Source organism: Actinoplanes sp. NPDC048967, assembly GCF_040649415.1.
In the GTDB taxonomy this organism is placed as follows: domain Bacteria; phylum Actinomycetota; class Actinomycetes; order Mycobacteriales; family Micromonosporaceae; genus Actinoplanes.
The window spans coordinates 530,024-556,329 of sequence record NZ_JBEZFL010000004.1 but is presented as its reverse complement, the minus strand read 5'-3'; the positions used below and the strand labels follow the sequence as shown (position 1 = coordinate 556,329).

30 protein-coding genes are annotated in these 26,306 nt (G+C 71.8%); 21 read left to right on the top strand and 9 right to left on the bottom strand.

The features are described from left to right. Nucleotides 1-13: 13 nt before the first annotated feature. Nucleotides 14-211: a cold-shock protein gene (locus tag AB0C12_RS20310; protein WP_360550027.1), complete on the bottom strand. Its 198-nt coding sequence runs from the start codon at nucleotides 209-211 to the stop codon at nucleotides 14-16. Between the two features lie 10 nt (nucleotides 212-221). Then, nucleotides 222-893, bottom strand: a complete 672-nt coding sequence (cofC, locus tag AB0C12_RS20305; protein ID WP_360550025.1) for a 2-phospho-L-lactate guanylyltransferase — start codon at nucleotides 891-893, stop codon at nucleotides 222-224. Nucleotides 894-1,022: 129 nt separating this feature from the next. Here cofC and AB0C12_RS20300 point away from each other — a divergent pair, with 129 nt between their 5' ends. The 7 genes from AB0C12_RS20300 (at nucleotide 1,023) to AB0C12_RS20270 (ending at nucleotide 6,281) form a co-directional block, all read left to right on the top strand. Beyond that, on the top strand, nucleotides 1,023-1,805 hold the full coding sequence (locus tag AB0C12_RS20300) for a lysophospholipid acyltransferase family protein (protein WP_360550023.1): 783 nt from the start codon (nucleotides 1,023-1,025) through the stop codon (nucleotides 1,803-1,805). Further along, on the top strand, nucleotides 1,802-2,797 hold the full coding sequence (locus tag AB0C12_RS20295; protein WP_360550021.1) for an NAD(P)H-dependent glycerol-3-phosphate dehydrogenase: 996 nt from the start codon (nucleotides 1,802-1,804) through the stop codon (nucleotides 2,795-2,797). Before AB0C12_RS20300 ends, AB0C12_RS20295 begins: the two co-directional genes overlap by 4 nt. Continuing rightward, complete coding sequence (locus tag AB0C12_RS20290) at nucleotides 2,794-3,897, top strand: cystathionine gamma-lyase (RefSeq protein WP_360550019.1); 1,104 nt, start codon at nucleotides 2,794-2,796, stop codon at nucleotides 3,895-3,897. The genes AB0C12_RS20295 and AB0C12_RS20290 overlap by 4 nt, the downstream gene beginning before the upstream one ends. Nucleotides 3,898-3,902: 5 nt before the next feature. After that, a complete protein-coding gene (locus AB0C12_RS20285) occupies nucleotides 3,903-4,262 on the top strand; it encodes a hypothetical protein (protein WP_360550017.1) in 360 nt (119 codons plus the stop codon). An 83-nt stretch (nucleotides 4,263-4,345) separates the two neighbouring features. Next, nucleotides 4,346-4,702 (top strand): GntR family transcriptional regulator, encoded by a 357-nt coding sequence (locus tag AB0C12_RS20280; RefSeq protein ID WP_360550015.1) that lies wholly within the window; start codon nucleotides 4,346-4,348, stop codon nucleotides 4,700-4,702. Beyond that, nucleotides 4,699-5,592 (top strand): ABC transporter ATP-binding protein, encoded by an 894-nt coding sequence (locus AB0C12_RS20275; protein ID WP_360550013.1) that lies wholly within the window; start codon nucleotides 4,699-4,701, stop codon nucleotides 5,590-5,592. The genes AB0C12_RS20280 and AB0C12_RS20275 overlap by 4 nt, the downstream gene beginning before the upstream one ends. Continuing rightward, nucleotides 5,589-6,281, top strand: a complete 693-nt coding sequence (locus tag AB0C12_RS20270) for a hypothetical protein (protein ID WP_360550011.1) — start codon at nucleotides 5,589-5,591, stop codon at nucleotides 6,279-6,281. Before AB0C12_RS20275 ends, AB0C12_RS20270 begins: the two co-directional genes overlap by 4 nt. Nucleotides 6,282-6,330: 49 nt before the next feature. On the opposite strand, the gene AB0C12_RS20265 is transcribed toward AB0C12_RS20270, so the two are convergent. After that, on the bottom strand, nucleotides 6,331-6,840 hold the full coding sequence (locus tag AB0C12_RS20265; protein ID WP_360550009.1) for a hypothetical protein: 510 nt from the start codon (nucleotides 6,838-6,840) through the stop codon (nucleotides 6,331-6,333). Between the two features lie 144 nt (nucleotides 6,841-6,984). Here AB0C12_RS20265 and AB0C12_RS20260 point away from each other — a divergent pair, with 144 nt between their 5' ends. Beyond that, nucleotides 6,985-8,088, top strand: a complete 1,104-nt coding sequence (locus AB0C12_RS20260) for a D-alanine--D-alanine ligase family protein (protein WP_360550007.1) — start codon at nucleotides 6,985-6,987, stop codon at nucleotides 8,086-8,088. 157 nt (nucleotides 8,089-8,245) lie between these two features. On the opposite strand, the gene AB0C12_RS20255 is transcribed toward AB0C12_RS20260, so the two are convergent. Then, complete coding sequence (locus AB0C12_RS20255; RefSeq protein WP_360550005.1) at nucleotides 8,246-8,887, bottom strand: DUF3515 family protein; 642 nt, start codon at nucleotides 8,885-8,887, stop codon at nucleotides 8,246-8,248. Between the two features lie 2 nt (nucleotides 8,888-8,889). Beyond that, entirely contained in the window at nucleotides 8,890-9,123 is a 234-nt protein-coding gene (locus AB0C12_RS20250; protein ID WP_125810437.1) for an Lrp/AsnC ligand binding domain-containing protein, read from the bottom strand. Nucleotides 9,124-9,233: 110 nt separating this feature from the next. Here AB0C12_RS20250 and AB0C12_RS20245 point away from each other — a divergent pair, with 110 nt between their 5' ends. Then, nucleotides 9,234-10,172 carry a thiamine-phosphate kinase gene (locus AB0C12_RS20245; protein WP_360550003.1) on the top strand — a complete coding sequence of 313 codons (939 nt, stop codon included), beginning with the start codon at nucleotides 9,234-9,236 and terminating at the stop codon, nucleotides 10,170-10,172. A gap of 21 nt (nucleotides 10,173-10,193) precedes the next feature. Then, entirely contained in the window at nucleotides 10,194-10,709 is a 516-nt protein-coding gene (locus AB0C12_RS20240) for a GNAT family N-acetyltransferase (RefSeq protein ID WP_360550002.1), read from the top strand. A gap of 63 nt (nucleotides 10,710-10,772) precedes the next feature. On the opposite strand, the gene rpmB is transcribed toward AB0C12_RS20240, so the two are convergent. Next, a complete protein-coding gene (gene rpmB, locus AB0C12_RS20235) occupies nucleotides 10,773-10,964 on the bottom strand; it encodes a 50S ribosomal protein L28 (RefSeq protein WP_023561910.1) in 192 nt (63 codons plus the stop codon). 168 nt (nucleotides 10,965-11,132) lie between these two features. Between rpmB and AB0C12_RS20230 the strand changes: the two genes are divergently transcribed. Genes AB0C12_RS20230 through AB0C12_RS20220 form a run of 3 tightly spaced genes read left to right on the top strand, consistent with a single transcriptional unit; the run spans nucleotide 11,133 to nucleotide 15,570 of the window. Further along, entirely contained in the window at nucleotides 11,133-13,031 is a 1,899-nt protein-coding gene (locus tag AB0C12_RS20230; protein WP_360550000.1) for a DAK2 domain-containing protein, read from the top strand. Further along, nucleotides 13,028-15,229, top strand: a complete 2,202-nt coding sequence (recG, locus tag AB0C12_RS20225; RefSeq protein ID WP_360549998.1) for an ATP-dependent DNA helicase RecG — start codon at nucleotides 13,028-13,030, stop codon at nucleotides 15,227-15,229. The genes AB0C12_RS20230 and recG overlap by 4 nt, the downstream gene beginning before the upstream one ends. Continuing rightward, a complete protein-coding gene (locus AB0C12_RS20220) occupies nucleotides 15,226-15,570 on the top strand; it encodes a DUF952 domain-containing protein (protein WP_360549996.1) in 345 nt (114 codons plus the stop codon). Before recG ends, AB0C12_RS20220 begins: the two co-directional genes overlap by 4 nt. A 187-nt stretch (nucleotides 15,571-15,757) precedes the next feature. Here the strand turns inward: AB0C12_RS20220 and AB0C12_RS20215 are convergent, their stop codons facing one another. The 3 genes from AB0C12_RS20215 to AB0C12_RS20205 form a co-directional block, all read right to left on the bottom strand. Next, on the bottom strand, nucleotides 15,758-17,206 hold the full coding sequence (locus AB0C12_RS20215) for a cell wall anchor protein (RefSeq protein WP_360549994.1): 1,449 nt from the start codon (nucleotides 17,204-17,206) through the stop codon (nucleotides 15,758-15,760). A gap of 80 nt (nucleotides 17,207-17,286) precedes the next feature. After that, the gene (locus AB0C12_RS20210; protein ID WP_360549992.1) at nucleotides 17,287-18,798 is read right to left on the bottom strand and encodes a cell wall anchor protein; all 1,512 of its coding nucleotides are present in this window, start codon (nucleotides 18,796-18,798) and stop codon (nucleotides 17,287-17,289) included. Between the two features lie 340 nt (nucleotides 18,799-19,138). Beyond that, entirely contained in the window at nucleotides 19,139-20,050 is a 912-nt protein-coding gene (locus AB0C12_RS20205; RefSeq protein ID WP_360549990.1) for an LPXTG cell wall anchor domain-containing protein, read from the bottom strand. A gap of 352 nt (nucleotides 20,051-20,402) precedes the next feature. Here AB0C12_RS20205 and rsmD point away from each other — a divergent pair, with 352 nt between their 5' ends. The 8 genes from rsmD to AB0C12_RS20165 all read left to right on the top strand — a co-directional run bounded on the left by rsmD (nucleotide 20,403) and on the right by AB0C12_RS20165 (nucleotide 26,296). Next, nucleotides 20,403-20,978 carry a 16S rRNA (guanine(966)-N(2))-methyltransferase RsmD gene (gene rsmD / locus AB0C12_RS20200; RefSeq protein WP_360549988.1) on the top strand — a complete coding sequence of 192 codons (576 nt, stop codon included), beginning with the start codon at nucleotides 20,403-20,405 and terminating at the stop codon, nucleotides 20,976-20,978. Next, nucleotides 20,975-21,454, top strand: coding sequence for a pantetheine-phosphate adenylyltransferase (coaD, locus tag AB0C12_RS20195; protein ID WP_212992112.1), 480 nt, complete (start codon nucleotides 20,975-20,977; stop codon nucleotides 21,452-21,454). The genes rsmD and coaD overlap by 4 nt, the downstream gene beginning before the upstream one ends. Nucleotides 21,455-21,546: 92 nt before the next feature. Further along, a complete protein-coding gene (locus AB0C12_RS20190) occupies nucleotides 21,547-22,044 on the top strand; it encodes a hypothetical protein (RefSeq protein WP_212992111.1) in 498 nt (165 codons plus the stop codon). Nucleotides 22,045-22,134: 90 nt separating this feature from the next. Next, nucleotides 22,135-22,716 carry a DUF177 domain-containing protein gene (locus AB0C12_RS20185; RefSeq protein WP_360550568.1) on the top strand — a complete coding sequence of 194 codons (582 nt, stop codon included), beginning with the start codon at nucleotides 22,135-22,137 and terminating at the stop codon, nucleotides 22,714-22,716. A 50-nt stretch (nucleotides 22,717-22,766) separates the two neighbouring features. Then, the gene (gene rpmF / locus AB0C12_RS20180; RefSeq protein ID WP_097318372.1) at nucleotides 22,767-22,940 is read left to right on the top strand and encodes a 50S ribosomal protein L32; all 174 of its coding nucleotides are present in this window, start codon (nucleotides 22,767-22,769) and stop codon (nucleotides 22,938-22,940) included. Between the two features lie 91 nt (nucleotides 22,941-23,031). Beyond that, complete coding sequence (locus AB0C12_RS20175) at nucleotides 23,032-24,186, top strand: phosphate acyltransferase PlsX (protein WP_360550566.1); 1,155 nt, start codon at nucleotides 23,032-23,034, stop codon at nucleotides 24,184-24,186. Further along, entirely contained in the window at nucleotides 24,183-25,115 is a 933-nt protein-coding gene (rnc, locus tag AB0C12_RS20170; protein ID WP_360549985.1) for a ribonuclease III, read from the top strand. The genes AB0C12_RS20175 and rnc overlap by 4 nt, the downstream gene beginning before the upstream one ends. Nucleotides 25,116-25,123: 8 nt before the next feature. After that, nucleotides 25,124-26,296 (top strand): hypothetical protein, encoded by a 1,173-nt coding sequence (locus tag AB0C12_RS20165; protein WP_360549983.1) that lies wholly within the window; start codon nucleotides 25,124-25,126, stop codon nucleotides 26,294-26,296. Nucleotides 26,297-26,306 lie beyond the last annotated feature (10 nt).

The window sequence follows — 26,306 nt, the reverse complement described above, 5'->3', positions numbered from 1 at the left end:
AAATGAACGAGGCTCACCTGATTCCGGGAAGTTCGACCTTGGTGACGGTGCCGTCCGGCCCGGCGGAGATCGTCAGGCGCTGCCCGAGGCGCAGCAGCCGCAACCCCGAGGCCTCGAACGCCGCGGTCGGGAAGGACAGCTCACTGCCGTCGTCCAGCAGCAGCGTGCCGCTGCGGCTCTGAGCGTCGAACGTCGCAACGGTCCCCTGCATGCCCCAGACGCTACCGGTGCGAGCGCCCGGCCACACCCGAGGTGCCGCACTCGGCGATGAGTCCGAGATCACGCAGCAGCGCGCAGGTGTGCTCACCCGCGCCGAGGGCCAGGACCGTCCGCAGGTCGTCGGCGGTGTCCACGTCCTGCCGTAGTCCGGGCCACGCCCCGAGCAGCGGCTGAGCCAGGGAGGCGGCGTGCGCCGCGGCCGAACCCACCCCGAAGTGCGGACCGAGCGCGGTGCCGGCCGCCGCGGCCAGCAGGACCGTGCCGGTGCCGGCGGCGTCGGCGACGAAGCTGCGGCCGGGCCCGGCGGCGGCGAGGGCCTCGCCCAGCTCGGCGGGGCGCAGCGCGGGCAGGTCGCCGGTGAGCACGGCCCGGTGGTGCCCGAGGCCGGCCACCACGTCGGCGCCGAAGCGCATGGCCGCGTTCAGGCCGGTCGCGGGCGGGTCCGGCACCGCCCGGGCGCCCAGGGCCGTCACCGCGGCGACCGCGGCCGGGTCGTCGGTGACGACCAGCACATCGCCCACCGCCGCGCACGCCCGGACCGCGGCGACCGTGTCCCGGACCATCGCGAGGGCCAGCTCCTCGTGCCGGGAATCGGCGACAGCGCCGCGCAGCCGGCTCTTGGCCGCGCTGAGGCTCTTGACGGGGATGACCACCGTCCAGTCCGCTCCTGACACGCCGCCAATCCTGCCACCGTCCCACTGCTGGCCCCCGGCCTGGCTACGACGAGCAGGAGCAGGCATGATTTCGTCCCAGGTGTGGGCGACGGCGGCGCGGGGGCCCGCCGCGGGGAGCAGGGAGGCACCGTGGCGGGGCGCAAGCTCGGATTCTGGCGACGGTTGGCGGTCCTGCTCGTGCTGCCCGCGATGAGCCTCTGGACGAAGCGCACCTGGACCGGCATGGAGAACCTGCCGCCCGGTGGCGGCTTCATCATCACGCCCAACCACATGTCGCAGTTCGACCCGCTGGTGGTCGCGCACTACATCTACGAGTCGGGACGGTGGCCCCGGTTCCTGGCCAAGGCCAGCATCTGGCGGGTCCCGTTCGTCGGCTTCATGCTCCGCAAGACCCAGCAGATCCCGGTCGAACGCGGCAGTGTGGAGGCGGTGAAATCCCTCGACTCGCTCATCGAGGCCCTGCACGAGGGCGGTGTCGTGGTGATCTATCCCGAGGGCACGACCACCCGCGAGCCGGACCTGTGGCCGATGCGGGGCAAGACCGGCGCGGCCCGGCTGGCGCTGGTCACCGGCGCCCCGGTGGTGCCGATGGCGACGTGGGGCGCCCAGGCGGTGCACGACGTGCGGTCCGGCCGGATCCGGGTGGGCCGGCGGGTGCCGGTGCAGGTGACCGTCGGCAAGCCGGTGGACCTGAGCCGCTGGCAGGGCGAGGCGCCCACCCGCGCGGTGCTGGAGCAGATGACCGAGGCGATCCAGCTGGCCACCCGGAACCTGCTGGCCGAGCTGCGCGATGAAGCACCACCCCCGCTGTACGAGGTGTCGCGGCGGGCCTGGCGGCCCGGCGCCGACGACGCCGGCGATCGGGGCAGGCAGAGCGAGGGGCAGGACGACATGCGGGGCGGTGGAGCATGAGGCGAGCGGCGGTGCTGGGCGCGGGCGCCTGGGGTACGGCGTTCGCGAAGATCCTCGCCGAGGCGGGGTCGGAGGTGACCATGTGGGCCCGCCGCGAGTCGGTGGCCGCGGCCATCCGGGCGGACCGGGTCAACGAGGCCTCCCTGCCCGGCGTCAAGCTGCCCGAGCGGGTCACCGCCACCAGCGACCTCGCCGCCGCACTCTCCGGTGCCGGCCTGGTCTTCCTGGCGGTCCCGTCCCAGACGCTGCGCGGCAACCTCGCCGACTGGGCCGGTCACCTGCCGGCCGACTCGACGCTGGTCTCGCTGATGAAGGGCATCGAGCTCGGCACGACCAAGCGGATGAGCCAGGTCATCGTCGAGACCGCCCGGGTCGACATGGACCGGGTGGTGGTGGTCTCCGGACCCAACCTGGCCCCCGAGATCGCCGCCGAGCAACCGGCCGCGACGGTGGTGGCCGGGACCGACCCCGCTCGCGCGCAGCTCGTGCAGCAGGCCATCGCGCTGCCGTACCTGCGGCCGTACACGAGTGACGACGTGATCGGGTGCGAGCTGGGCGGGGCGGTGAAGAACGTCATCGCGCTCGCGTACGGGATGGCCTCCGCCATGGGCATGGGTGACAACACCAAGGCCTCGCTGATCACCCGCGGGCTGGCCGAGACGGCCCGGCTCGGGGTGGCGCTCGGCGCCGACCCGATGACCTTCGCCGGGCTGGCCGGGCTCGGTGACCTGGTCGCCACCTGCTCGTCGCCGCTGTCGCGCAACCGCACCTTCGGCGAGCACCTGGGCCGGGGCGAGTCGCTGGAGGAGGCCCAGCGGGCCGCCCGGCAGACCGCCGAGGGGGTCAAGAGCTGCCTGGCCATCCGGGACCTGGCCCGGGCCCATCACGTCGAGATGCCGATCACCGAGCAGGTCGAGCGGGTGTGCCACGAGGGCGTGGACCCGCGGGTGGCCGTCAAGCTGCTCATGGGACGGGAGATGAAGCCGGAATGAGCTTCGAGGGAGACGGCACCCGGGTCGTGCACGCCGGGCTGCCCGAGCCGGTGCCGGGACAGCCTTTCCTGCCGGGCCCGGTGTTCGCGGCGCCGTACCACCTGGACCCGGTCGAGGGCCCCGGCGTCAACGGGTACGGGCGCCCGGACAATCCGACCCGCCGGGCGCTCGAGGGCGCGATCGGTGAGCTCGAGGGTGGCGCCGTGCTGGCCTTCGCGAGCGGGCAGGCGGCAATCACCGCGCTGCTGCTCTCGACCCTGCGCAGCGGCGACACGGTGGCGCTGCCCTCGGACGGCTACTTCACCGTGCGGGCGTTCGCCGAGGGCACCCTGCGCGATCTCGGCGTCAAGACGGTGCAGGTGCCGACCGCGGGGCCGTACCCGTCGTTCGAGGGTGTCCGGCTGGTGCTGCTGGAGACGCCGGCCAATCCCGGTCTGGACGTCTGTGACATCCGTACGGTCGCCGCCGCCGCGCACGCCGCGGGCGCGCTCGTGGCGGTCGACAACACCACGCCGACGCCGCTCGGCCAGCGCCCCCTGGAGCTCGGCGCCGACCTGGTGGTCGCGTCCGGCACGAAGGCCCTGACCGGGCACTCCGACGTGCTGCTGGGCTACCTGGCCACCAACGACGAGGAGCTGCTGGCCAAGGTGACCGTCTGGCGGGCGCAGACCGGCGCGGTGCCGGGCGCGTTCGACGCCTGGCTGGCCCACCGGTCGCTGGCCACCCTGGACCTGCGGCTGGCCCGGCAGAGCGAGAACGCCGTGGCGCTGGCCGAGTTCCTGGCCGGCCGCGACGACGTGCTCCAGGTGCGCTTCCCGGGGCTCGCCGGCGACCCGTCGTACGAGATCGCCCAGGCGCAGATGCGCCGCATCCCGGGCATCATCTCGTTCGATCTGGGCAGCGCCGAGCGGGTGGCGCGGTTCCTGGCCGCCTCGGAGCTGGTCTTCGCGGCGACATCGTTCGGTGGTCTGCACACGACCGCCGACCGGCGGGCGCAGTGGGGCGACGACACCGCGCCCGGCTTCGTCCGGCTCTCCTGCGGCATCGAGGACGCGCCGGATCTCGTCAGGGACCTGACGGCCGCGCTCGACGCCGCCTGAGTCCCATGTCGTGGAGCAGCTTCACCGGCGATCAGGTGGCGGCGCTGGCGCAGGGCGAGAGCTTGTTCGCCCAGCCGGGTGAGCGGGAATGTCCGGCCTGTGGCCGGCGCAGCGTCCGGGCATACGTGAACGCGCCCGAGAACGCCCGGCGCCCGACCCTGGTCAGCTACGTCTGGTGCACCGCCTGCCGCAAGTTCGTCGGCACCCGGGCGAAGCATCCGGAGGGGCTGGTCTTCTCCGACCCGCTGGCCACGCTCTCGCCCGCCGATCGGCGTGAGCTGGAGCGCAGCCTGGTCGGTTTCCTCGCGCACCTGGACGAGCTGTGGGACGCCGGGGCGTTGCCGCAGACCTTCACCACCGCCTGACCTCGATCCGACGTTGCGCTCCGGCCGTTCGGGCTCTATGGTTCGTTACATGAGTAATGAACCGCAGAAGTAGGGAGGCTGTCGTGTTCGACGACCGCAGCCCCATCTATCAGCAGATCGCCAACGGCATCAAGGACGACGTCCTGAGCGGGACCCTCAAGGAGGACGAACAGGTCATGTCCACCAACCAGTACGCGGCGTTCTACCAGATCAACCCGGCCACGGCGGCCAAGGGCTTCGCCCAGCTGGTCGACGAGGGCGTCCTCTACAAGAAGCGCGGCATCGGCATGTTCGTCAGCCCGGACGCCCGGGCCCGGCTCCGCGGTCAGCGCCGCGAGCGGTTCTTCACCGACGTCGTCGACCCGATGCTGGCCGAGGCCAGGATGCTCGGCGTCGACGTCGACGAGATCGTGGCCTACCTCAAGGAGGGTCCGCGATGATCTCCCTGCGCGAGCTCACCGTCCGCTACGGCGCCACCGTCGCCGTCGACGGCATCACCCTCGACCTGACCCCGGACAAGATCTACGGGCTGCTCGGGCGCAACGGTTCGGGCAAGACCAGCCTGCTCAGCGTGCTCGCGTCGTACCGGCGGGCCTCGGCCGGCACGGTCACCGTGGACGGGGTCGACCCCTTCGAGAACCCGGCCCTCATGCGCGGCACCGCGTTCATCCGCGACCAGCTGGACGTCACCACGCAGGACCGGGTCGACCGGGTCCTCGACTTCGCCGGCCGGCTGCGTCCGACCTGGGACGCCGGGTACGCCGAGCATCTGACCGACGTCTTCGAGCTCGACCGGCGCAAGCGCGTCTCGGCGCTGTCGCGGGGGCAGCGTTCGAGCCTCGGCGTCGTGCTCGGCCTGGCCGCCCGCGCCCCGCTGACCATCCTCGACGAGGTCTACCTGGGCATGGACGCCGCCGCCCGGACGGCCTTCTACCGCGAGCTGCTCGCCGACTACCTGGCCCACCCCCGCACGATCATCCTCTCCACCCACCTCATCGAGGAGGTCGCCGACCTGTTCGAGCAGGTGATCGTCATCGACCGGGGCCGGCTGCTCGTGCACGAGGACACCGACACCTTCAAGGCCCGCGGCGTCGCCGTCACCGGGCCGGCCGCGGTGGTCGACGCGTTCGTCTCCGGGCGCACGGTGCTCAGCGAGCGGAGCCTGGGCGGCGTCCGGCAGGCCACCCTCTACGGCGGGCTGGACCCCCGCGACGTCGAGCGGGCCGGCGCGGAGGGGCTGTCCCTGGCCCCGGTCGGGGTCCAGGACCTCTTCGTCCACCTCACCTCGGGCGCCGCGGACGGCACCCACCGATCGGAGGCCCTGCGATGACCACCAGCCGGCTCGTGGCCGCGACCCTGCTCCGCATCTACCGTCCCGTCGTGCTCTGGTTCTGGACCACGATGGCCGTCTGCGCGGTGGTCGGGATGACGGTGATCGCCCTGTCCGGCGAGCCGTCGTTCAGCCTCTGGCTGCTGATCGCCGGCACGGCCGCCAAATACTGGCTCGGCGTCGTCGGCGCCACCCTGGTCAGCCTCAACCTGCGGCAGTTCGTCGCCAACGGCATCACCCGGCGGGAGTTCCTGGCCGGTGCGGCGATCTTCGGGTTGTCGGCCGCGGTGGTCTTCGCCATCGCCGTGGTGGCCGGGCACGGCGTCGAGCAACTGCTGCTGGGCCTCGACGGGCCGCTGCCCGCGGGCTATCCGACGATGACGCCCGGGACGGCGGTGCGCGAGTTCGGGCAGATCCTGCCGTCCGCGCTGGCCTTCCTGGTCGCCGGAGCCGCGGTCACCGCGGGCTTCTATCGCTTCGGTGCCTGGGGCGGTCTCGCCCTGCTGCCGGCAGCGGTGCTCCCGCTGGCGGCGGCCGAGACCTTGTTCGGCCTCGACGCGAACCTCGGCTTCGCTGTGCGGTTCGTGCCGTACGCGGCGGCGGTGCTCATCACCTTGGCGGTGACGGCTCTCGGCGTCCTGCTCTACCAGCGGGTGCTGCGCGACGTCACCATCCGGCCCGCCGGCTGACCGGGCCCTCGACGAGCGGTCGGCCGGTCACGGGGGCGCGGCCGTCCGCTCAACCGCCGTGGTTCAGCGCGAACTCGTAGAGCCAGTCGCGCTGGGCCTCGGTGTCGGGCACCGGCAGACCCCGGGCCTGCGCCACCATCTCCAGCGCCCGTTCCGGGCCGACACCCAGCATCACCAGCGTCGCGCAGGCCAGCAGCGTCGAGCGGCCGATGCCGGCGAAACACTGCGTCACCACGAAACGGCCGGCCCGCACGTGCGCGGCCAGCCGGACGCCGAGGGCGACCACGTCACTGTCGGCCATGTCCCGCGCGCGAGGGATGCCCCGGTCCGCGATCGGAAAGGAGAGAAAGTCGATGCCCACCGCAGCGGCAGCCGCGGCTGCCTCGGTCAGGCCCAGCCGGCGGTCCTCCTCCCAGGTCAGTGCGGAGACGAAGACATCCACACCGGCCCGGGCCAGGCCGGCCATCTCGTCGGCCAGCCAGTCACCGCCGCGCGGATGCGCCATCGTCGCCAACCGCCCCGGACCGTGCCAGGCGATCACGTGCAGTGCTGGTCTCATCGACTCCCCGTCCCCGTCTGCCGTGCCAGCGCCCGCCGTCATCAGAAAGTGGTGTACGCAGAGTAGGGTCACCCCCGGCGTGCCCGCCGCCGCCCTCCCGCGCGCAGGCAGCCTAGCGATGTCCGGCAACGAGAGGCCATTTCCATGACGACCCCTCGCAAAACCCGCGTGGCGATCGTGTTCGGCGGGCGCAGCACCGAGCACGCCATCTCCTGCGTCAGCGCGGGCAGCATCCTCGGCGCCCTGGACCCCGACGAGTACGAGGTCGTCCCGGTCGGGATCACCCGTGCGGGCGCCTGGGTGCTCAGCAGCGGCGACCCGGCGGCGCTGGCCATCAGCGGCCAGACCCTGCCGGAGATCACCGCCGACTCGGGCCGGGCCGTGGTGCTGCCGGCCGACCCCACCTCGTCCGGCCTGATGGTGCTCGACCCGGCGGACGGCGTGGCCGTGCTCGCCAACGTCGACGTCGTCTTCCCGGCCCTGCACGGCGCGTACGGCGAGGACGGCACCATCCAGGGCATGCTCGAGATGGCCGGCATCCCGTACGTGGGCGCCAACGTCTTCGCCTCCGCGGCCGGCATGGACAAGGAGTTCACCAAGAAGCTCGCCGCTGCCGAGGGCATCCCGGTCGGGCCATACGCGGTCCTGCGCGCCGGCAGCTCCCTGTCCGAGGCCGACAAGGAGCGCCTGGGCCTGCCGGTCTTCGTCAAGCCGTCACGGGCCGGCTCGTCGCACGGCATCAGCAAGGTCACCGACTGGGCAGAGTTGGACGCGGCCGTCGCCAAGGCCCGTCAGATCGACCCCAAGGTGCTCGTCGAGGCCGGGATCGTGGGCCGCGAGATCGAGTGCGGCGTGCTCGAGGGTGAGGCCGGCGGGGTGCCCGAGGCGTCGCTGCTGGCCGAGATCCTCGTCTCCACCGAGGGCGGGGACTTCTACGACTTCGACGCCAAGTATCTGGGCGACGGCACGCCGTACCAGATCCCCGCGGGCCTGGAGCCGGAGGTCGCCCGCCGGGTCCAGGAGTACGCCTGCCGCACCTTCACCGCGCTGGACTGCGCCGGCCTGGGCCGGGTCGACTTCTTCGTGACCGCCGACAACGAGATCTTCCTCAACGAGATCAACACGATGCCGGGCTTCACCCCGACGTCGATGTTCCCGCTGATGTGGGCGGCCACCGGCCTGGAATACCCCAAGGTCGTCGACCGCCTGATCCGCACCGCGCTACGCCGTGGCACCGGCCTGCACTAGGACGCGGCTGCTTCGACCGGCTTCAGCAATGCCGATCCGTGGCGACTCGCTACGACAAGACCGGCCCGTCCTACCAGCCAACCGTCACGATCGCCGCCCTTCGGCAGAGGCTATGACCCTTGGGCGACACCGCTCAGGGCCTCTGCTGGAGCCCGCTCTAGACGCAGCCGCTGGGGACGCCGGCGGTGATCGACTTGTCGGTCTTCACCACGATGTCGGAGAACTCGTTGGCCCACTGGGCCGGCTGCGCGTACGGCTTCGGGACCGTGACCTGGACCGGCACCTCACGGTCCATGGTCGTGAAGACAGCGGCGTCGCCCTGCTGGGAGGCGTACCAGCAGACCTTGTTCATGTTGAGCAGTTCGGTGTCGAGCGGCACACAGCCCGTGCCGGTGTCGTCCAGCGACGCGCACATCTTCGGCTGGGCCACCCCGCAGGCCACCGTCAGCGGCGGCTCGCCATAGGCCGCGTTCTGCTCCGGGCCGGCGCTGACTTTGCGGGCGGCCAGGTCGCGCACCTTGACGGGCAACTGTGACGTCACCGCGAGGCAGACCTCGGCCGGGCGGGCGGCCAGCTCGGGCGCGGCCATCTGCACCGGGGTCGCCGGGATGACCGCCGGCTGGGTGGCCGACGGACTGGGCGCCGCGCTGCCGGTATCCGGGACGATCTTGGAGAAGATCAGCAGGCCGGCCAGCACCGCGACCGGTACGGCGATCACGGTCGCCCACAGGGCGGCGCTCCGCATCGTCCGGTCCGGTGCGGGAGGCTGGGATTCGGGGCGGGTGCGCACGTCGACCATGGTCAGAGATTTACCACGGAGCACGTCACGGTCCGGGTGATGCCCGGCACGTACTGGATTTTGCTCACAATCATCCGGCCGAGCTCGTCGACACTGTGCGCCTCGCCCAGTACCACGACGTCGTAGGGCCCCGTGACCGCGTCGACACGTACCACTCCATTGATTTTGTCGATCGCGGCGGCCACGTCACGGGCCTTTCCGACCTCCGTCTGGATGAGGATGTACGCCTGGACCACGATCAGACTCCTATCCGCCGCCGCCGGCGACCCGAACGTGAAACTACAGTACGAAACCGGTCGGCAGCGCACTTGCGGGGCAGACCGAACTCGAGAGGAACGGTGGGACGTTGAGCATCGCGGAGACGGGGGAGTTCGGGCTCATCACCCGGATCGTCGCGCGGCTCGAGACCGGCGCCGCGAGTCTGCTCGGTCCGGGCGATGACGCCGCGGTCGTCGCGGCCCCGGACAGGCGGGTCGTGGCCAGCACGGACGTCCTGGTCGAGGGCCGGCACTTCCGCCGCGACTGGTCCAGCGCGGCCGACGTCGGGCACCGCGCGGCCGCGGCCAACCTGGCTGACATCGCGGCCATGGGCGCGACCCCGACGGCCCTGCTGGTGGCCCTCTGCGTGCCGACGGACCTGCCGGTGGAATGGGCCGAGGAACTGGCCGGCGGCCTCTCCACCGAGGCGGGCCGGGTCGGCGCGGCGGTGGTCGGCGGGGACATGTCGTCCAGCCCCACCCTGACCGTCGCCGTCACCGCGCTGGGCGACCTGGAAGGCCGCGAGCCGGTCCTGCGAAGCGGAGCCCAGCCGGGGGACGTGGTCGCGCTCGCCGGTCGCACCGGGCACGCGGCGGCCGGCTACACGGTGCTCTCCCGTGGCTTCCGGACACCGAAACTGCTGGTCGAGGCGTACCGGCGTCCCGAGGTCGAGTACGCCGCCGGTCCGGCCGCGGCCCGGCTGGGAGCCACCTCGATGATCGACATCTCCGACGGGCTGTTGCAGGACCTCGGTCATGTGGCGGCGGCCAGCGTGGTCGGCATCGACATCGACCGGGCGGCCTTCGAAGTGCCCGACCAGATGCGCGACGCGGCCTCGGCGCTCGGCGTGGACCCGTACGTGTGGCTGCTCGCCGGCGGCGACGACCACGCCCTGGCGGCGACCTTCCCGGCCGGGACGCAGCTGCCGCCGGGCTGGCGCGCGGTCGGCAGCGTGCACGAAGGCACCGGCGTCACGGTCGACCGCCGGCCGTGGCAGGGCGGCACGGGCTGGGACCACTTCCGCTGACGGTGGTTAATGTTGGTCGGCGTGGACGAGATCAAGGTCCGCGCGGCCCGGTTCGACGAGCCCGCGGTGCAGCGACTGATAGCCGAGGCCATGGCCGAGCTGAGCCGGCGGTACGGCGGCTCCGGCGACGACACGCCCGTGGCAGCGACGGACTTCGCCCCGCCGGCCGGGGCGTTCTTCGTCGCCTGCACCGACGGTCCCGGCTCCGCTGCCGCGCCGGGCGCCGGATCGGCCGCCGGTTCGCCGGCCGCCGAAGTGCTGCTCGGGTGTGCCGGCTGGCGGGCGCACGGCGAGGACGCGGAGCTCAAGCGGATGTTCACGGTGCCGGCGGCCCGGGGGCGCGGGGTGGCCCGCCGAGTCCTGACGGCGATCGAGGAATCAGCCCGCGAACGAGGCTGCAAGCGAGTGATCCTGGAGACCGGCGACAAGCAGCCCGAAGCGATCGCGTTGTACCTGAAGTGCGGCTACGAGCGCATCGAGGACTTCGGCTACTACGCCGGCGAGGAGGGGGTGCTGTCCTTCGCCCGGGTCCTCTGACCTGTGGTCACGCGAAAAGCCCGCCGGGTCACCGGGACCTGGCGGGCTGTCGCACTGCTGAGGTCAGGCGCGGACGACCTTGCCGGCCTTGATGCACGAGGTGCAGACCTTGAGCTTCTTGGTGTTGCCACCACCGGCAGGGGTGCGCACCGACTGGATGTTCGGGTTCCAGCGGCGGTTGGTCCGCCGGTGCGAGTGGGACACGTTGTGGCCGAAGCCCGGTCCCTTGCCACAGACGTCGCACACGCTAGCCACGGGGTACTCCTGGGATTGAAAGCAACTGAGGGTGCCCCGGACAGCGGACATCCGGGCAACCTGGCCAGATTACCCGATGGTCGGCCGGGACAGCCAATCGCCCCTGGCCGTACCCGCGGTGAAGCCCGGCACCCGGCAATTGTCGGTGCTGGTTAGTACGCTTTTCGCGTGCTGGACTCCCTGGACGCCGCCGCGGTCCGCCGCTGGTGCGGTGGTGGGCTGGCCGCGCTCCGGGCGCATCAGCACGAGATCGACGAGCTGAACGTCTACCCGGTGCCGGACGGCGACACCGGCACCAACCTCGTGCTCACTCTCACCTCGGCCCAGCAGGCCCTGGACGACGCCCCCGACCAGCAGCCCACCGCGGGTTCGACCGCGCTGGGCGGCACCATGCGCCTGATGGCCCGGGGCGCGCTGCTGGGCGCCCGGGGCAACTCCGGCGTGATCGTGTCGCAGATCCTGCGGGGCATGGCCGACACCTTCGCCACGGCGGTGGCCGTGCGGGGCGGCGAGCTGACCCGGGCGCTGCGCACGGCGAGCGAGGCGGCCTACGCGGCGGTGGCCAAGCCGGTCGAGGGCACTGTGCTGTCGGTGGTGGCAGCGGCGGCTGAGGGAGCACGCAAGACCGCGTCGGACGATCTGGTGGCGGTGGCCCGGGCGGCGGCCCGCGCGGCGGCAGAAGCCCTGGCCCGCACGCCCCAGCAGCTCCCCGCCCTGGCCCGCGCCGGCGTGGTCGACGCCGGCGGCCGCGGGCTGGTCCTTCTCCTGGAAGCCCTCGTCGAAGCCCTGAGCAACGCCAGCGCCCCGCCGGATGTCTCGGCCTGCCCGGCTCAGGCCGATCCGGCCCGGCCGATCTCCGCAAGACCGTCCACAACCGGGCCGCCCTCTCCACCCGCGCCTGCGGCCCCGGCCGACCGATCTCCGAACCCGGGCTCGGTCCCCGCCTTGGCTTCGGGCTCGACAACCGGCCCCGGCCTGGTGGCCCCGGCCGGCCCCGGGGACCCCGCAAGGCCGCGCGGCGGCCAGGAGGACTTCGGATACGAGGTGCAGTATCTGCTGGACGCCACGCCCGAGCGCGTCGAGTCACTGCGCGGGACGCTGGGGGAGATGGGCGACTCGTTGGTGCTCGTCGGGACCGGCGACGGCGACCCGCCCACCTGGAACGTCCACGTCCACGTAGCGGTCGCCGACGTCGGCGCCGCGATCGAAGCCGGCGTCGTCGCGGGCCGGCCCCACCGCATCACCGTCACCCGCCTCGAAGACCACCGGCCCGAGCGCACCCAGCCCCTGGGCGACCAGCCCGAGCACCACAACCAAGGCGGCGATCAACTCGCAGCGAACCGGCCGGCCGGCAGCCTGCCCGAGACGGAACACGACGAGGTGGCATGGGCCCAGCGGCCCGACGCGCCGGATTCCGACGCCCGGGCCACAGTCGTCGTCGCAGCCGGGGACGGGCTCACCGCCATCTTCACCGCTGAGGGTGCCACCGTCGTCGGCCGCAATCCCTCCACCGCCGAGATGCTCGCCGCCATCGCTTCCACCGGTGCCGGCCACATCGTGCTCCTGCCCAACGACGCCAACACCCACGCCGTCGCCCGCTCCGCCGCGCAGGAAGCCGCCGCTGACGGCGTACGGGTGAGCGTCGTCCCCACCCGCTCGCCGGTGCAGGCCCTCGCCGCCCTCGCCGTCCGTGATCCGGGACGGCCGTTCGATGACGAGGTCATCGCGATGGCCGAGGCCGCCGGCGCCTGCCGGTACGGCGAGGTCTGCACCGCCAGCCGCGAAGCCCTCACCGTCGCCGGCCGCTGTCATCCCGGCGACCTGCTCGGGCTCGTCGACGGCGAGGTGCACGTCATCGGGGCCGACCTCGAAGAGGTCTGCCTGCGCCTGCTCGACCGGCTGCTCGGCGGCGGCGGCGAGCTCGTCACCCTGGTGCTCGGCGCGGACGCCCCGCCCGAGCTCGAGGAGCGGTTGCGGGCCCACGTCACCAGCCAGTGGCGCTTCGTCGAGCTGAACAGCTACGCGGGCGGCCAGCCCCGCTATCACCTGCTGGTAGGAGTGGAATGACCGACACCAAGACCGTCACCACCACCGACACCCCGTTGGAGAAGGTGCTGGGGGCCGCCAAGGCCAAGGCGCTCGCCACCCATCTCGACCTGCACACCGCCGGTGACCTGATCTACCACTTCCCGCGTCGTTACGACGAGCGGGGCGAGCACACCGACATGCGCAAGCTCGAGGTCGGCGAGCAGGTCACCCTGCTGGCCCAGGTCAAGAGCACGACGGTACGGCCGATGCGCCAGCGCCGCGGCAACATGCTGGAGATCACCATCGGGGACGGTTCCGGCGCCACGCTGACCTGCACGTTCTTCAACCAGGCGTGGCGGGAGCGGGAGCTGCGCACCGGCCGGTGGGGGCTGTTCGCCGGCAAGGTGACCGACTTCCGCGGCCAGCGCCAGCTCAACGGGCCGGCGTACCAGCTGCTCAAGGCGGATGCGACGCAGGACGAGGCGGCCGAGGAGATCGAGGAGTTCGCCGGGGCGCTGATCCCGGTCTATCCCGCCGCGGCCGCCGTGCCGACGTGGACCATCGCCCGGTACGTGCGGGAGGTGCTGGAGACCTTCCAGCCGCCGGATGATCCGTTGCCGGGTACGGTCCGCGCCAGCCGCAACCTGATCGGGATCGGTAAGGCCCTGCGGGAGATCCACCGGCCGAGCTCCGACAAGGATCTGCAACTGGCCCGGTACAGGTTGAAGTGGGACGAGGCTTTCGCCGTACAGCTGACGCTTGTGCAGCGCAAGGCGCGGGCGGCCGCCGCGCCCGGCAGGTCGCGGCCGCGCACCGGGGCCGGGTTGCTCGCCGCTTTCGACGCGGCGTTGCCCTATGAGCTGACCGAGGGGCAGGCCCGGGTCGGCGAGGAGATCGCGGCGGATCTGGCCCGCGCCCATCCGATGCACCGGTTGTTGCAGGGTGAGGTCGGTTCCGGCAAGACGCTGGTGGCGGTCCGGGCGATGCTGCAGGTCGTCGACGCGGGCGGGCAGGCCGCGCTGCTCGCCCCGACCGAGGTGCTCGCCACCCAGCACCACCGCAGCATCGGCGCGCAGCTGGGCGCACTCGGCCGGGCCGGGGAGCTCGACGGTGATCCGAACGGCACGCAGCTCACCCTGGTCACCGGTTCGCTCGGCGCCGCGGCCCGGCGGGCCGCGCTGGCCAAGGTCGCCGACGGGACGGCCGGCATCGTGGTGGGCACGCACGCCTTGCTGTACGAGGGGGTCGACTTCCACGATCTGGGCCTGGTGGTCGTGGACGAGCAGCACCGCTTCGGCGTGGAGCAACGCGACGCGCTGCGCGCCAAGGCCGCGCAGCCGCCGCACGTACTGGTGATGACGGCGACACCGATCCCGCGCACGGTCGCGATGACCGTGTACGGCGACCTGGAAACGTCGACTTTGTCGCAGTTGCCGCGTGGCCGTTCCCCGATCGCGTCGCACGTCGTGCCGCCGGAGCGTCCGGCTTTCCTGGACCGGGCCTGGCGACGGGTGCGCGAGGAGGTCCAGGCCGGCCACCAGGCGTACGTGGTGTGCCCGCGGATCGGCTCGTCGGAAGCCGAGGAGGACGAGGAGCCACCGGCTGAGGGCCAATCCGATCGGCGGCCGCCGCTGGCGGTGATGGAGGTCGCGCCGATCCTCGAGGAGGGTCCGCTGCACGGGCTGCGCCTCGGCATCCTGCACGGCAAACTGCCGGCGGAGGAGAAGGACGCGGTCATGCGCCGGTTCGCGGCCGGTGACCTGGACGTGCTGGTCGCCACCACGGTGATCGAGGTGGGCGTCGACGTCCCCAACTCCACCGTCATGATCATCATGGACGCCGACCGCTTCGGCGTCTCCCAGCTGCACCAGCTGCGCGGCCGGGTCGGCCGGGGTTCGGCCCCGGGCATCTGCCTGCTGGTGACCGAGGCAGCGGAGGGCACCCCGGCCCGCGAACGCCTGGACGCGGTCGCGTCCACGACGGACGGATTCCGGCTGGCCGAGCTGGACCTGGAACAACGCCGCGAAGGCGACGTGCTGGGCGCGTCGCAGTCCGGCAAGCACAGCCACCTGCGGCTGCTCTCCCTGCTGCGGGACAGCAAACTGATCACCGACGCCCGCGCGGAGGCCCAGCAACTCGTGGCCGAAGACCCCACGCTGGCCAAGCACCCGGCGCTGCTGGCCTCGGTCGCAGCCCTGGTGGACGAGGAACGCGCCGAGTATTTGGAGAAGGGATGATCCTGCACTTCTGTCCCCGCGCAGAGTGGGAAGCGGCGGTGCCGGCCGGCAGGTATGCGGCGGACACGCTGGAAAGCCAGGGCTTCATCCACTGCTCCACGCCGGAGCAGGTGGCGGTGCCGGCGACGGCGCTGGCCCGGGGGCGGCAGGACATCGTGCTGCTGGAGATCGACGAGAGCAGGCTGGGCCGGCCGGTGGTCTGGGAGCAGGGTGATCCGCCGGATCCGGGGGGCATGCTGTTTCCGCACGTGTACGAGCCGATCCCGGTTGCGGCGGTGGTCGGGGTGCATGAGTACCTGCCCGAGGCGGACGGCACCTTTCGGCGGCCCACCGGCTTTTAGCCGGCCCTGCCTTTCCTGCGGCCCGCCGGCCTCTGGGCCCGGCCTCTGTGCCCGGCCTTTGGGTCCGCCGGCCTCCGGGCCCGGCCTCTGGGCGTGGCCTTTGGGCCGGGCTGGGGCCGGCAACGACGAACATGGCAAGGGCGCGCCGACCGGGTGGTCGGCGCGCCCTTTCGCGTCGCGGCTCAGCTCACGGGGTGAAGGTGACGCGGCGACGCCGGGCCACCACGAAGAGCACTCCGCCGCCGATCAGCAGGACGGCCGCGCCGGCGGCGATCGTGCCGGCCGCCGCACCCGTTACCGGGAGGCCACCGTCGTCCTCGCCGTCGCCGCCTCCACTGCCGGATCCGTCGCCGTTACCGGATCCGCCGCCGTCGCCGTTACCGGGTCCGCCGCCGCCCGGGTTGCCGCCGTCGCCGCCACCGTCACCCGGGGGCGGGCAGTTATCCGGGCGCTGCCATTCGTAGGCGACGTCCTGCATGCCGTCCGCCGTCACCGTGATCGGGCCGCTGCCGGCCGGCACCCGTACCGTCTCGCCCTTGCCGGGGGCCACGGTCACCGTCGTGGTGAAGTCGCCGGCCCGGACCGTGAAGTCGACCGGGTACTTCGTCTGCTCGCCGGTGTTGCTCAGGTTCACGTCGACCGTGCCGTCGCACTGGGACACCGGCTGCACGGCCGGCTGGTGACAGCCCTTCGTGCCGCCGTTGTACCAGCCCTGCGGCCCCTTCGAGCGGCCGCCGAGGCCGTTGCTGCTGCCCAGCTTGAGGTTGTCGTAGCGCTTACCACCGTCGGTGATCTCACCGATGATGTCGTCCTCGCCACCGAAGAACAGGTCGGCCTGGGTGTTGCAGGCCGGCAGCTGCGCGGCCAGGGTGACCGTGCGCTGCTCGTTGCTGATCGTCGCCGTCTGGTGCGCGAAGACGTACTGCGGCACCGAGAACTGCGGCTTCGGCGCGAAGTAGGTCACCAGGGTCACCGGCTCGGCATTGCAGAGCTTGACGTCGTCGTCCAGCGTCACCGACGCCGTGGCCTGGCCGTCCTTGATGGCGAACTCGTGGTGGAAGCGCGCCTGGGCCTGCTCCACGCACGGCGGCTCGGGCTTCTCGCACGCGCCGAGCTGGACGGTGGCCTTGTTGTCGGCGTCCTTGGTCTTGGCCCAGACGGCCACGAACGAGACCGAGGCCTCCGCCGGGCTGTTCCGCAGCACCTGGGTGAAGATCGTCTTGCCGATGGTGCCGCTGTCCTGGCGGCGGTTGAGGAAACCGCCGTCGGCCAGGCCGGGGACCGGGGCCGGCGCGGTGGTCAGTTTGTCCACCTTGGCCATTTCGGTCCAGTTGTTGGTGATCGTCCAGGTGACGGTCCACTCGCCGGCGGCGGTGTCGCACTTGGCCGTTCCCGTGATGTCGGTCTGGGTCGTAGGCCCATCGGTCCGAGGCGGGACGGAAGCCCGGGCGGGCGCCACGGCCTGCACGGGAGCCGCCAGGGCGGGAGCCACGGCCTGGGTGCGGGCTACGGCCTGAGCGCGGTCCGCGGTCCGGGTCGGGGCGGCCTGGGTCGGGGTGGCGGCCATCAGGGTGGTGAGGCCGAGGAGGGTGCCGGCGGTGATCGCCCCGGCGCGGGGGAGCAGGTTCTTCAGCACGTCCGCTCACTTCGGGAGAGAGAAGCGGGGTGCGCCGACCCTTTCCGGCCGGCGCACCCCGGTGATGCCTTGCTGATGGATCAGGCGGTGAAGGTCACCTTGCGCCGCCGGGCGATGAAGAAGAACACGCCGCCCGCGACGAGCAGCAGGACCGCGACACCCGCGATGCCGCCGGCCACCGGGCCGGTGACGGGCAGGCCGGGCTCGTCGGTGTCGTCGCCGCCACCGTTGCCGCCGCCGCCGCCACCGGCGCCGCCGCCGTTGTCACAGTCGACCTCGCCGAGCGTCGCCTTGATCGGCTCCACGCCCAGGTCGGGGAACTCGACCGTGGCGTACGTGTCGTCGCCGCGCTTGAAGGTGATCTTCTCGGTCTTGCCGGCCGCCACGGTGACGTCCTTGACGTCGTCGCCGTACGTGACCCGCGCGGTCGCCGGCTGGACGCCCTCGGGGTTCTCGACGGTGATCGTGACGGTCTTGCAGTCGTTCTCGACGACGACGCTCGGCAGCTCGCAGTCGGCCGGCGGCGTCCAGTCGTAGACGACGTCCTTCATGTCCGGGGCCGAGACCGTGATCGAGCCGGAGCCGGCCGGGACCACGACGGTCTCGCCCTTGCCCTTGGTCACGGTGACCTTCTTGGTGAACTCGCCCGCCTTGACCGTGAACTCGATCGGGTACTTGTCGGTCAGGCCGTCGTTGCTCAGGTTGATCGCCACGGTGCCGTCACACTGCGACAGCGGCTCGACCGCGGGGGTCTGGCAGCCCTTGGAGCCGCCGTTGAACCAGCCCTGCGGGCCCTTCGAGCGGCCGCCGAGGCCGTTGCTGCTGCCCAGCTTGCGGTTGTCGTAGCGCTTACCACCGTCGGTGATCTCACCGATGATGTCGTCCTCGCCGCCGAAGAACAGGTCGACCTGGGTGTTGCACTTCGGCACGTCGACGTTCAGGTCGACCGAGCGCTTCTCGTTGGTGATCGTGCCCGTGTCGGAGTCGAACTTGTACTGCGGCACCGAGAACTGCGGCTTCGGCGCGAAGTAGGAGACCAGCGTGACCGGCTCGCCCTCGCAGAGCGTGATGCCGTCGTCGAGGGAGACGGTCGCGGTCGAGCCGTCCTCCTTGACGCCGAAGGTGTGGTGGAAGCTGGCCTTGTCCGCGGTGACGCAGGGGGCCTCGTCCTTCACGCACGGCTCGCTCAGCTTGACCGAGCCCTTCTTGACCTCGTTCTCGTAGCCGTCCTTGGACCAGCGCGACTTGAAGGCGACGGTGGCCTCCTTGGCCGCGTCGCCGGTCACCTGCTGGGTCACGACCAGCTCGCCGTCTTTGCCGTGGCTCTTGGCCGGGATGACCGTGCCGTTCTGGAGCCCCTCGACAGCAGTGGGCGTCGTGGCCAGCTCACTGACCGTGGCGTCGGCGGGCCAGTCGTTGGTGAGGGTCCAGGTGACGATCCGGGTGCCGGTAGCGGTGTCGCACTTCGCGACGCCTGTGATGCCGGTGTCGTGGGCGCTGGCGGGGGACGTGGCGACCGTGAGTCCGGTCAGGCCGAGGACGGCACCGGCGAGGACGGTCGCGGCGCGCCGGAGCGGGGAGTTCAACTTCACGCGTACTCCATGTGACGGCGGAACGAGGGGCACGACACAGGGAGACAGCGCGCCGCCGCCGGGGACAGCGGGGCTTGCGACAGCGCCTCCCCGCGCCGTCGAACCGACAGCGTTTCGTCGGTGATGCGGCCTGACGATAGCCACTGGACGGTTCCTGGGAAACAGCTCAGGACGGCTTAAGACTGTTGAGGCCCAGCCGAGACAAACGATCTACTCAGCGGCACTTCATCAATGCGGTAAGTGTTGATCAATGGGGACTTTCTGTCGCAAGTGGACAGCGAAAGGGCGCGCCGACCGTGACGGTCGACGCGCCCCTCGTGTGGAGCCACTGGCTGGTGGATCAGGCGGTGAACTTCACCTTGCGACGGCGGGCCATGAAGAACAGGCCGGCACCGACGGCCAGGAGGGCACCCGCGCCACCCGCGATGCTGCCCGCGGCGGCACCGGTCAGCGGCAGGCCGCCACCGCCACCGCTGTTGTCACAGTCCTCGGGCTGCTCGTACTCGACCGGGATGGTCTCCGAGAAGTCCTTGCCGTCGACCTTGGCCGAGATGGTCAGGTCGATCTTGAAGCCGTTGGTGGCGCTGAAGGTCTCGGTCTTCTTCTCACCCGGCTTGATCACCAGCGTGCGGGTCTCACCCTTGCTGGTCTTGAACTTCAGGGTGAACTCGATGCCGTCGGCCGGGTTGTCCAGGCCGATCGTCATCGTGTCGCAGTCGGCTTCGAAGATCGGCTCGGGCTCGCCCGGCAGGTCCGACGGGATGACCGGCGGGGTCGAGGGCTCCTCGGTCGGGGTCGACGGCTCCTCGGTGGGGGTCGACGGCTCCTCGGACGGGGTCTTCTCGCACTTGCCCTCGAAGGTGACCGTGCCGGTCTCCGACGCCTTGCCGGTGGTCCACTCGGCCTTGACGGTCAGCGAGGAGCTGCTCTCGCTGCCGGGCACGCGCTGCTTGCCGGTCAGCGGCTTGTTGTTGTCCAGGTCCTTGCCGTTGACCTTGAGGTCGGGGTTGTCGATCGTGGTGCCCGCGGGCGTGAGCGTGACCTCGGTCCACTTGTAGGTCGGAGCGTTACCGACGGCCTGGACCTTCCAGTCCACGACCCACTCGCCGGCGACCTTGTCGCAGCTGGACTCGCCCTTGACGATGTTGTGGTGGGCGCTGGCCGGGCCGGCGAGCGCGAACGCGCCGCTCAGGCCGATGAGCGCGCCGGCGGCCAGAACCGCGGTGCGGCGCAGGGGGGACTTCAGATTCACGCCTACTCCTGTACAGAGATCGAGGGGTACGGCGCGGGAAAGCAAGGGCGGCAATCGCCAGGCAATGGGTGCGGCGAGAGCCAGCGACGACGCCTCCCCGCATCGTCGAGCCGACAGCGTTTCGTCGGCGGCCGACCGACCATAGCCAAGTCGGCGAATCTGAGTAACACCGAAAGCGCAGCTAACCGGGTTGATATCTATTCGAGATCTTCGTTGAGCCGTCAGCTGTGGCATCGATGCGGTACGTGAGCACGGGACCGGTACCGATGGGTAAAAGTTCACTCCGGAGTGGCCGGTCACCGGTGGTGGCGTAGCGTCGGATCGTGCTATCTGCAGACCCTCGCGAGGCCGAATGACCAGGATCATCGCCGGTGCACACGGTGGCCGCCGGCTGGCCGCGCCGGTCGGCGCGCAGACCCGGCCCACCGCCGATCGGGTGCGGGAGGCCTACTTCAGCGCCCTCGGCACCATGACGGACCTGGCCGGCGCCCGGTTCGCCGACCTTTACGCCGGTTCGGGAGCGGTCGGCCTGGAGGCTCTGTCCCGGGGTGCGTCCTACGCACTGCTCGTCGAAGCCGACGCCAAGGCGTCGCGGGCCATCCGCGACAACATCGTCACGCTCCGCGTCGGCAGCGCCGCCCGGCTGATCACCGGCAAGGTCGGCCAGGTGCTCGCCGGCCCGCCCGAGGGCGGTCCGTTCGATGTCGTCTTCGCCGATCCCCCGTACGCGGTGAGCGACGACGAGGTGGCCGAGGTGCAGCAGGCGCTGGTCGAGCACGGCTGGCTCGCGGACGACGCCGTGGTGACCTTCGAGCGCTCCACCCGTACGGCGGTCCGGGGTGAGCCGTTGAGCTGGGTGGACGGCATCACCGAGGAGCGCAGCCGGCGCTACGGCGAGACCACTCTTTGGTACGGTCGCCGATCATGAGACGCGCGGTCTGTCCCGGGTCCTTCGATCCGGTCACCAACGGCCACCTCGACATCATCGGACGGGCCAGTCGGCTCTTCGACGAGGTCATCGTGGGCGTCCTGATCAACCACTCGAAGACCGGGCTGTTCGCCGTCGAGGAACGCATCGGCATGCTGCGGCAGGCCACGGCCGCGTACGACAACGTGCGGGTCGAGTCCTTCCACGGTCTGCTGGTCGACTTCTGCAAGGCCCAGGGCGCGGCGGTGGTCATCAAGGGCCTGCGCGCGGTCAGCGACTTCGACTACGAGTTGCAGATGGCGCAGATGAACATAGGTCTCTCCGGCGTGGAGACGTTGTTCATGCCGACCAATCCGCTGTACTCGTTCCTGTCCTCCAGTCTGGTCAAGGACGTGGTCAAGTGGGGTGGGGACGCCTCGTCCTACGTCCCGGACTTCGTCGGCGAGCGGCTCGTGACCAGACTGCGGCAAAACTGACGGCGTGCCCTTCGCGGATGCATCATCGGGTACGGCAGTAACGTGATCGCACCCACTCAGCGTGAGTGTGAGATGACAGGAGTGAGGCGCCGGTGGATCCGCTCGACCGCATCGACGAGATCATCTCCATGGTGGAGGCGGCACGCTCGGTGCCGATGTCCCGGACCAACTTCATGTTCGACCGCGGCGAGATGATCGCGCTGCTGGAAGAGCTGCGCGCTGAGCTGCCGAGCGACCTGCGCCGGGCGGTGGCGCTGCTCGAGGAACGCGACAAGATCATCGACGCGGGCAAGCGGGAAGCGGACCGGATCATCGGCGAGGGTGAGACCGAGCACGCCCGCCTGGTCTCGGTCAACGAGATCACCGTGTCGGCCGAGCACGAGGGTGCCCGGATCGTCGCGGAGGCCCGGTCCGAGGCGCAGCGGCTGCGCGAGGAGGTCGACGACTACGTCGACACCGCGCTGGCCAACTTCGAACAGTTCCTGACCAGGGCGTTGTCGTCGATAGAGCGGGGCCGCGACAAGATGCACGCGCTCCGCGAGATCGGCACCTTCCAGGGTGAGGAGAACGAGCGGCCGCTGCCGTTCTGAGCCGGCCCGGGCCCGCCGACCCGATTCGACGCTGGGCCCGCTGCTCAGGTAACCTTTCCTGTCGGCCTACCCACAGGCTGAGGAATCATGATGCCCAAGCACACGCAGAACCACCTCGATCCCAGGCAGCCGCTGGTCGTCGACACGACGAAGCTCCCGCGCCAGCCTGGGGCGACGCGCGCCCTGAAACGGGTGGTGCCGGCACCGCCGGACCTCGGTGTGGAACTGATCTCGGTGCCCACGGGTTCCGACCTCGAGCTCGATCTGAGCATGACGTCGGTCTCCGAGGGCGTCTACGTCAGCGGCAACGTCCGCGGCTCGCTCTCCGGCGAGTGCGGTCGCTGCCTCAACGACATCTCGGAGCCGTTCGACGTCCACATCGCGGAGCTGTACGCCTACGCGGACAGCACCACGGAGGAGACGACGGACGAGGGCGAGGTGGGCCGGATGCACGGCGACCTGCTCGACCTGGAGCCGGCGGTACGGGACGCGGTGGTGCTCACGCTGCCGACCAATCCGGTCTGCCGGCCGGACTGCCCGGGGTTGTGCCCGGAGTGCGGGGTGCATCTCGACGACGTCCCGGCTGACCACAGCCATGACGAGGTCGATCCCCGCTGGGCCGCCTTGCGCGACCTGCCGACGGTGGCGTCACCGCAAGACCCGAAGAACTGAAGATTCTGAACTGAGCAAGACCCCGAAGATCTGATCGAGGAGTAGGTACCGTGGCCGTCCCCAAGCGCAAGATGTCGCGCAGCAACACCCGGTCCCGCCGGGCGAACTGGAAAGCGACCGCGGTCCAGACCGTGGCGTGCCCCCAGTGCAAGTCGCCGCACCTGCCGCACACTGCGTGCGGGGTCTGCGGCACCTACAACGGCCGTCAGGTCCTCGAGGTCTGAGCACCACGGAGTGACCAGCCCGACTTCCGGGCGGGTCGCACCTGAGCGGCGAACGTCCGGTGCTCAGGCTCCGGGACAGTCCGGCCGGGTCATCCCGGCCACGACTGCACCGGAGCCGGGCACCGCGCGGATCGCCGTCGACCTCCTCGGCGGGGACCATGCTCCCGCCGTCGTGGTTGACGGCGCTCTGCGCGCCTGCCAGGCCGATCCGTCCCTCCAGCTGCTTCTCGTCGGCCCCCCTGAGGCTGCCGACGCTCTTCGGCGTGCCCTGGACCCGGCCGACCGCGACCGCGTGAGCAGCATCACCGCCCCGGCCGGCCCAGCCGACCACGAAACCACCGGCCGCAGTACCCGTCATCCCGCCGGGCAGGAAGCTGCCGGCGGCAGCGCCGGCCATGACCGCGAAGACCCGCCGCCGGCCGCTTCCGACCGCGTCCCCGCCCCGACCATCAGGCCGGACCGGGCGATCAGTCGTGCCGCCGCCCCCGACCAGGCACTCAGCCGGGTCGAATCCGGCGTCCGCACCGCCGTACTGGCCGTCGCCCAAGGTCACGCCGACGCGGTCGTCTCCGCCGGCAACACCGGCGCCACCGTCACCTCCGCCGCCCTCGGTCTCGGCCGCTGGCCCGGCGTGCGCCGTCCCGCCCTGGCCGCCGTGCTGCCCACGGTCGCCGGCCGATTGGTCCTGCTCGACGTGGGTTCCTCCGTCGACCCGGACGAACAAACTCTCGCCATGCACGCCCGGCTCGGCGCCGCGTACGCCGCCGTCGTACACGGCGTCGCCGCCCCCCGCGTCGGCCTGCTCACCATCGGCACCGAGCGTGGCAAGGGCGATCGTCTGCGCCGGGCCGCCCCCGCCGTGCTGGCCGGGCTCGATCTGCCCGCCGGCGGCCACTACACCGGGCTGGTCGAGGGCAACGACGTGGTGACCGGGACCGCCGCCGACGTGGTGGTGACCGACGGCTTCACCGGCAACGTGCTGCTCAAGGGTCTCGAGACGGCGTACGCGCTGATCCGGCCCCCCGGCACCGACGACGTACCGCCCCGGGCGGCCATCCTGCTCGGCGTCGGCGGCACAGTCGTCGTCTGTCACGGCGCCGCGAGCGCCGACGACATCGCCGCGGGCATCGCCCTCGCCGCCGACCTGCACCGGCGGGCCGCGGTGCCGGTCATCGCCGACCTGATCCAGTTCCCGGCGGGGCATCCGAGCCCCGCGGCGCACGAAGACTCCAGAGGTGGTTCATGAGCAGTAACGACAAGCGCCGGCGGCCCTCCACCGAGCCACTGGAGGAGGCGTTCGGCATCCCCATCGAACCGGGCCTGCTCGAACGCGCGCTGACCCACCGCTCGTACGCGTACGAGAACGGCGGTCTGCCGACCAACGAGCGCCTGGAGTTCCTCGGCGACTCGGTGCTGGGGGTGGTGATCACCTCGGCGCTCTTCCACAACCACCCGGACCTGCCCGAGGGTCAGCTGGCCAAGCTGCGCGCCAGCGTGGTCAACATGCACGCGCTGGCCGACGTGGCCCGTACCCTCGGCCCGCTGGGTCTGGGCCCGCACCTGCTGCTCGGCAAGGGTGAGGAGACCACCGGTGGCCGCGACAAGGCCAGCATCCTGGCCGACACGCTGGAGGCGCTGCTCGGCGCGATCTACCTGGAGCACGGCCTGAGCGTGGCCGGCGACGTGATCCACCGGCTGTTCGACCCGCTGATGGCCGAGTCGGCCGGGCGCGGCGCGGCGCTGGACTGGAAGACCAGCCTGCAGGAGCTGACCGCGGCGCTGGGCCTGGGCGTGCCGGACTACGTGATCGACGACGCCGGCCCGGACCACGCGAAGACGTTCACGGCCTGGGTGGTGGTGGCCGGCGAGCGTTACGGCGGCTCGGACGGGCGCAGCAAGAAGCAGGCCGAGCAGCGCGCCGCCGCGGCCGCCTGGCGCACCCTGACCGAGCGGACCGAGGCGCAGACCCCGCCACCCGCGGTGGCCGGCGGCGGCCACACCGAGCTGTCCGAGGCAGCGGAAAAGCCCGCGGTGGCCGGCGGCGGCCACACCGAGCTGTCCGAGGCAGCGGAAAAGCCCGATGCGGCGGGCAGCGGCCACACCGGGCTGTCCGAGACAGCGGAGAAGGCCGGCGCGGGGAGCAGCGGGCCCACCGAGCTGCCCGAGGCCTCCTAGCGGTGAGCGTGACGGTGCGGGAGCCCGGCCCGGAGGTGGCCGGCGTCGCGGAGCGGCTCTGGGAGAAGGCCGGCCGGTGGCATGGCGCCGGGATCGCGGTCGGCATCCTGGCCCTGACCCGGCTGGTGCAGCTGCTGTTCCTGGTCGTGCTGGATCACGCCACCGCGGAGCCGGCCGGGCTGCGCACCAACCTGCTGATCTGGGACGGCGGCTGGTTCCAGCGGGTCGCCGAGGGCTATCCGAGCGGCTACACGTACGGCGCCGACGGCGCGCTGCAGGGCAACGAGCTGGCGTTCTTCCCGCTCTACCCGATGCTGATCCGGTTGCTGTCCGGGCTCGGCCTCGACTCCGGCACCGCGGCGCTCACGGTGAGCTGGCTCGCCTCGGTCGGCGCGGCGGTCGCTCTGCACCTGCTCGGCACCTCGCTCTACGGCCGCCGGGCCGGCTGGGCCCTGGTCGCCATCTGCTGCAGCGCCCCCATGTCGGTGGTGCTGTCGATGGCGTATTCGGAGAGTTTGTTCCTGGCCCTGGTGGCCGGCATGTTCGTCGCCGCGCACCGCCGGGTCTGGTGGGCCGCCGGCCTGCTAGGCCTCGCCGCCGCCCTGACCCGGCCGACCGGCGCGGCCGCCGCGGTGGCCCTGGCCGTCGCCGCTGTCATCGCGGTGCGCCGTGATCCCGGCCGCAAGTGGCCACCGCTGGCCGCGGCCGCCGTGGCCCTCGCCGGGGTGCCCGCCTATCTCGGCTGGGTCGCGTGGCGGGTCGGTGACCTCGACGCCTGGTTCAAGATCCAGACCGCGGGCTGGGGCACGTCGTTCGACTTCGGGGCCAGCACGATCGACTTCCTGGGCAGCACGCTGACCGTCGGCGAGGGCTGGGTGCCGATGAGCGTCGCCCTGATCCTGCTCGCCGCCCTGGCCGCGGCCGGGGTCGCGCTGGCCGGCCGGCCGTGGCTGCCGCTGGCCGTCTACGGGCTCGTCGCGATGGTGCTGGCCTACGGGCAGGCGGGTTTCTACCACTCCAAGCCGCGCCTGCTGCTGCCCGTACTCTTGACGTTGCTGCCTTCGGTCGTCGCCGCCGCCCGCGCCCGCCCCCGGGTCGCGGTCCTCGCGATCGCCGCCTGGGCGGCGTTCGGCCTCTGGTACGGCGCCTACCTGGTCGCCGTCTGGCCGTACACGATCTGACCCCACCCCC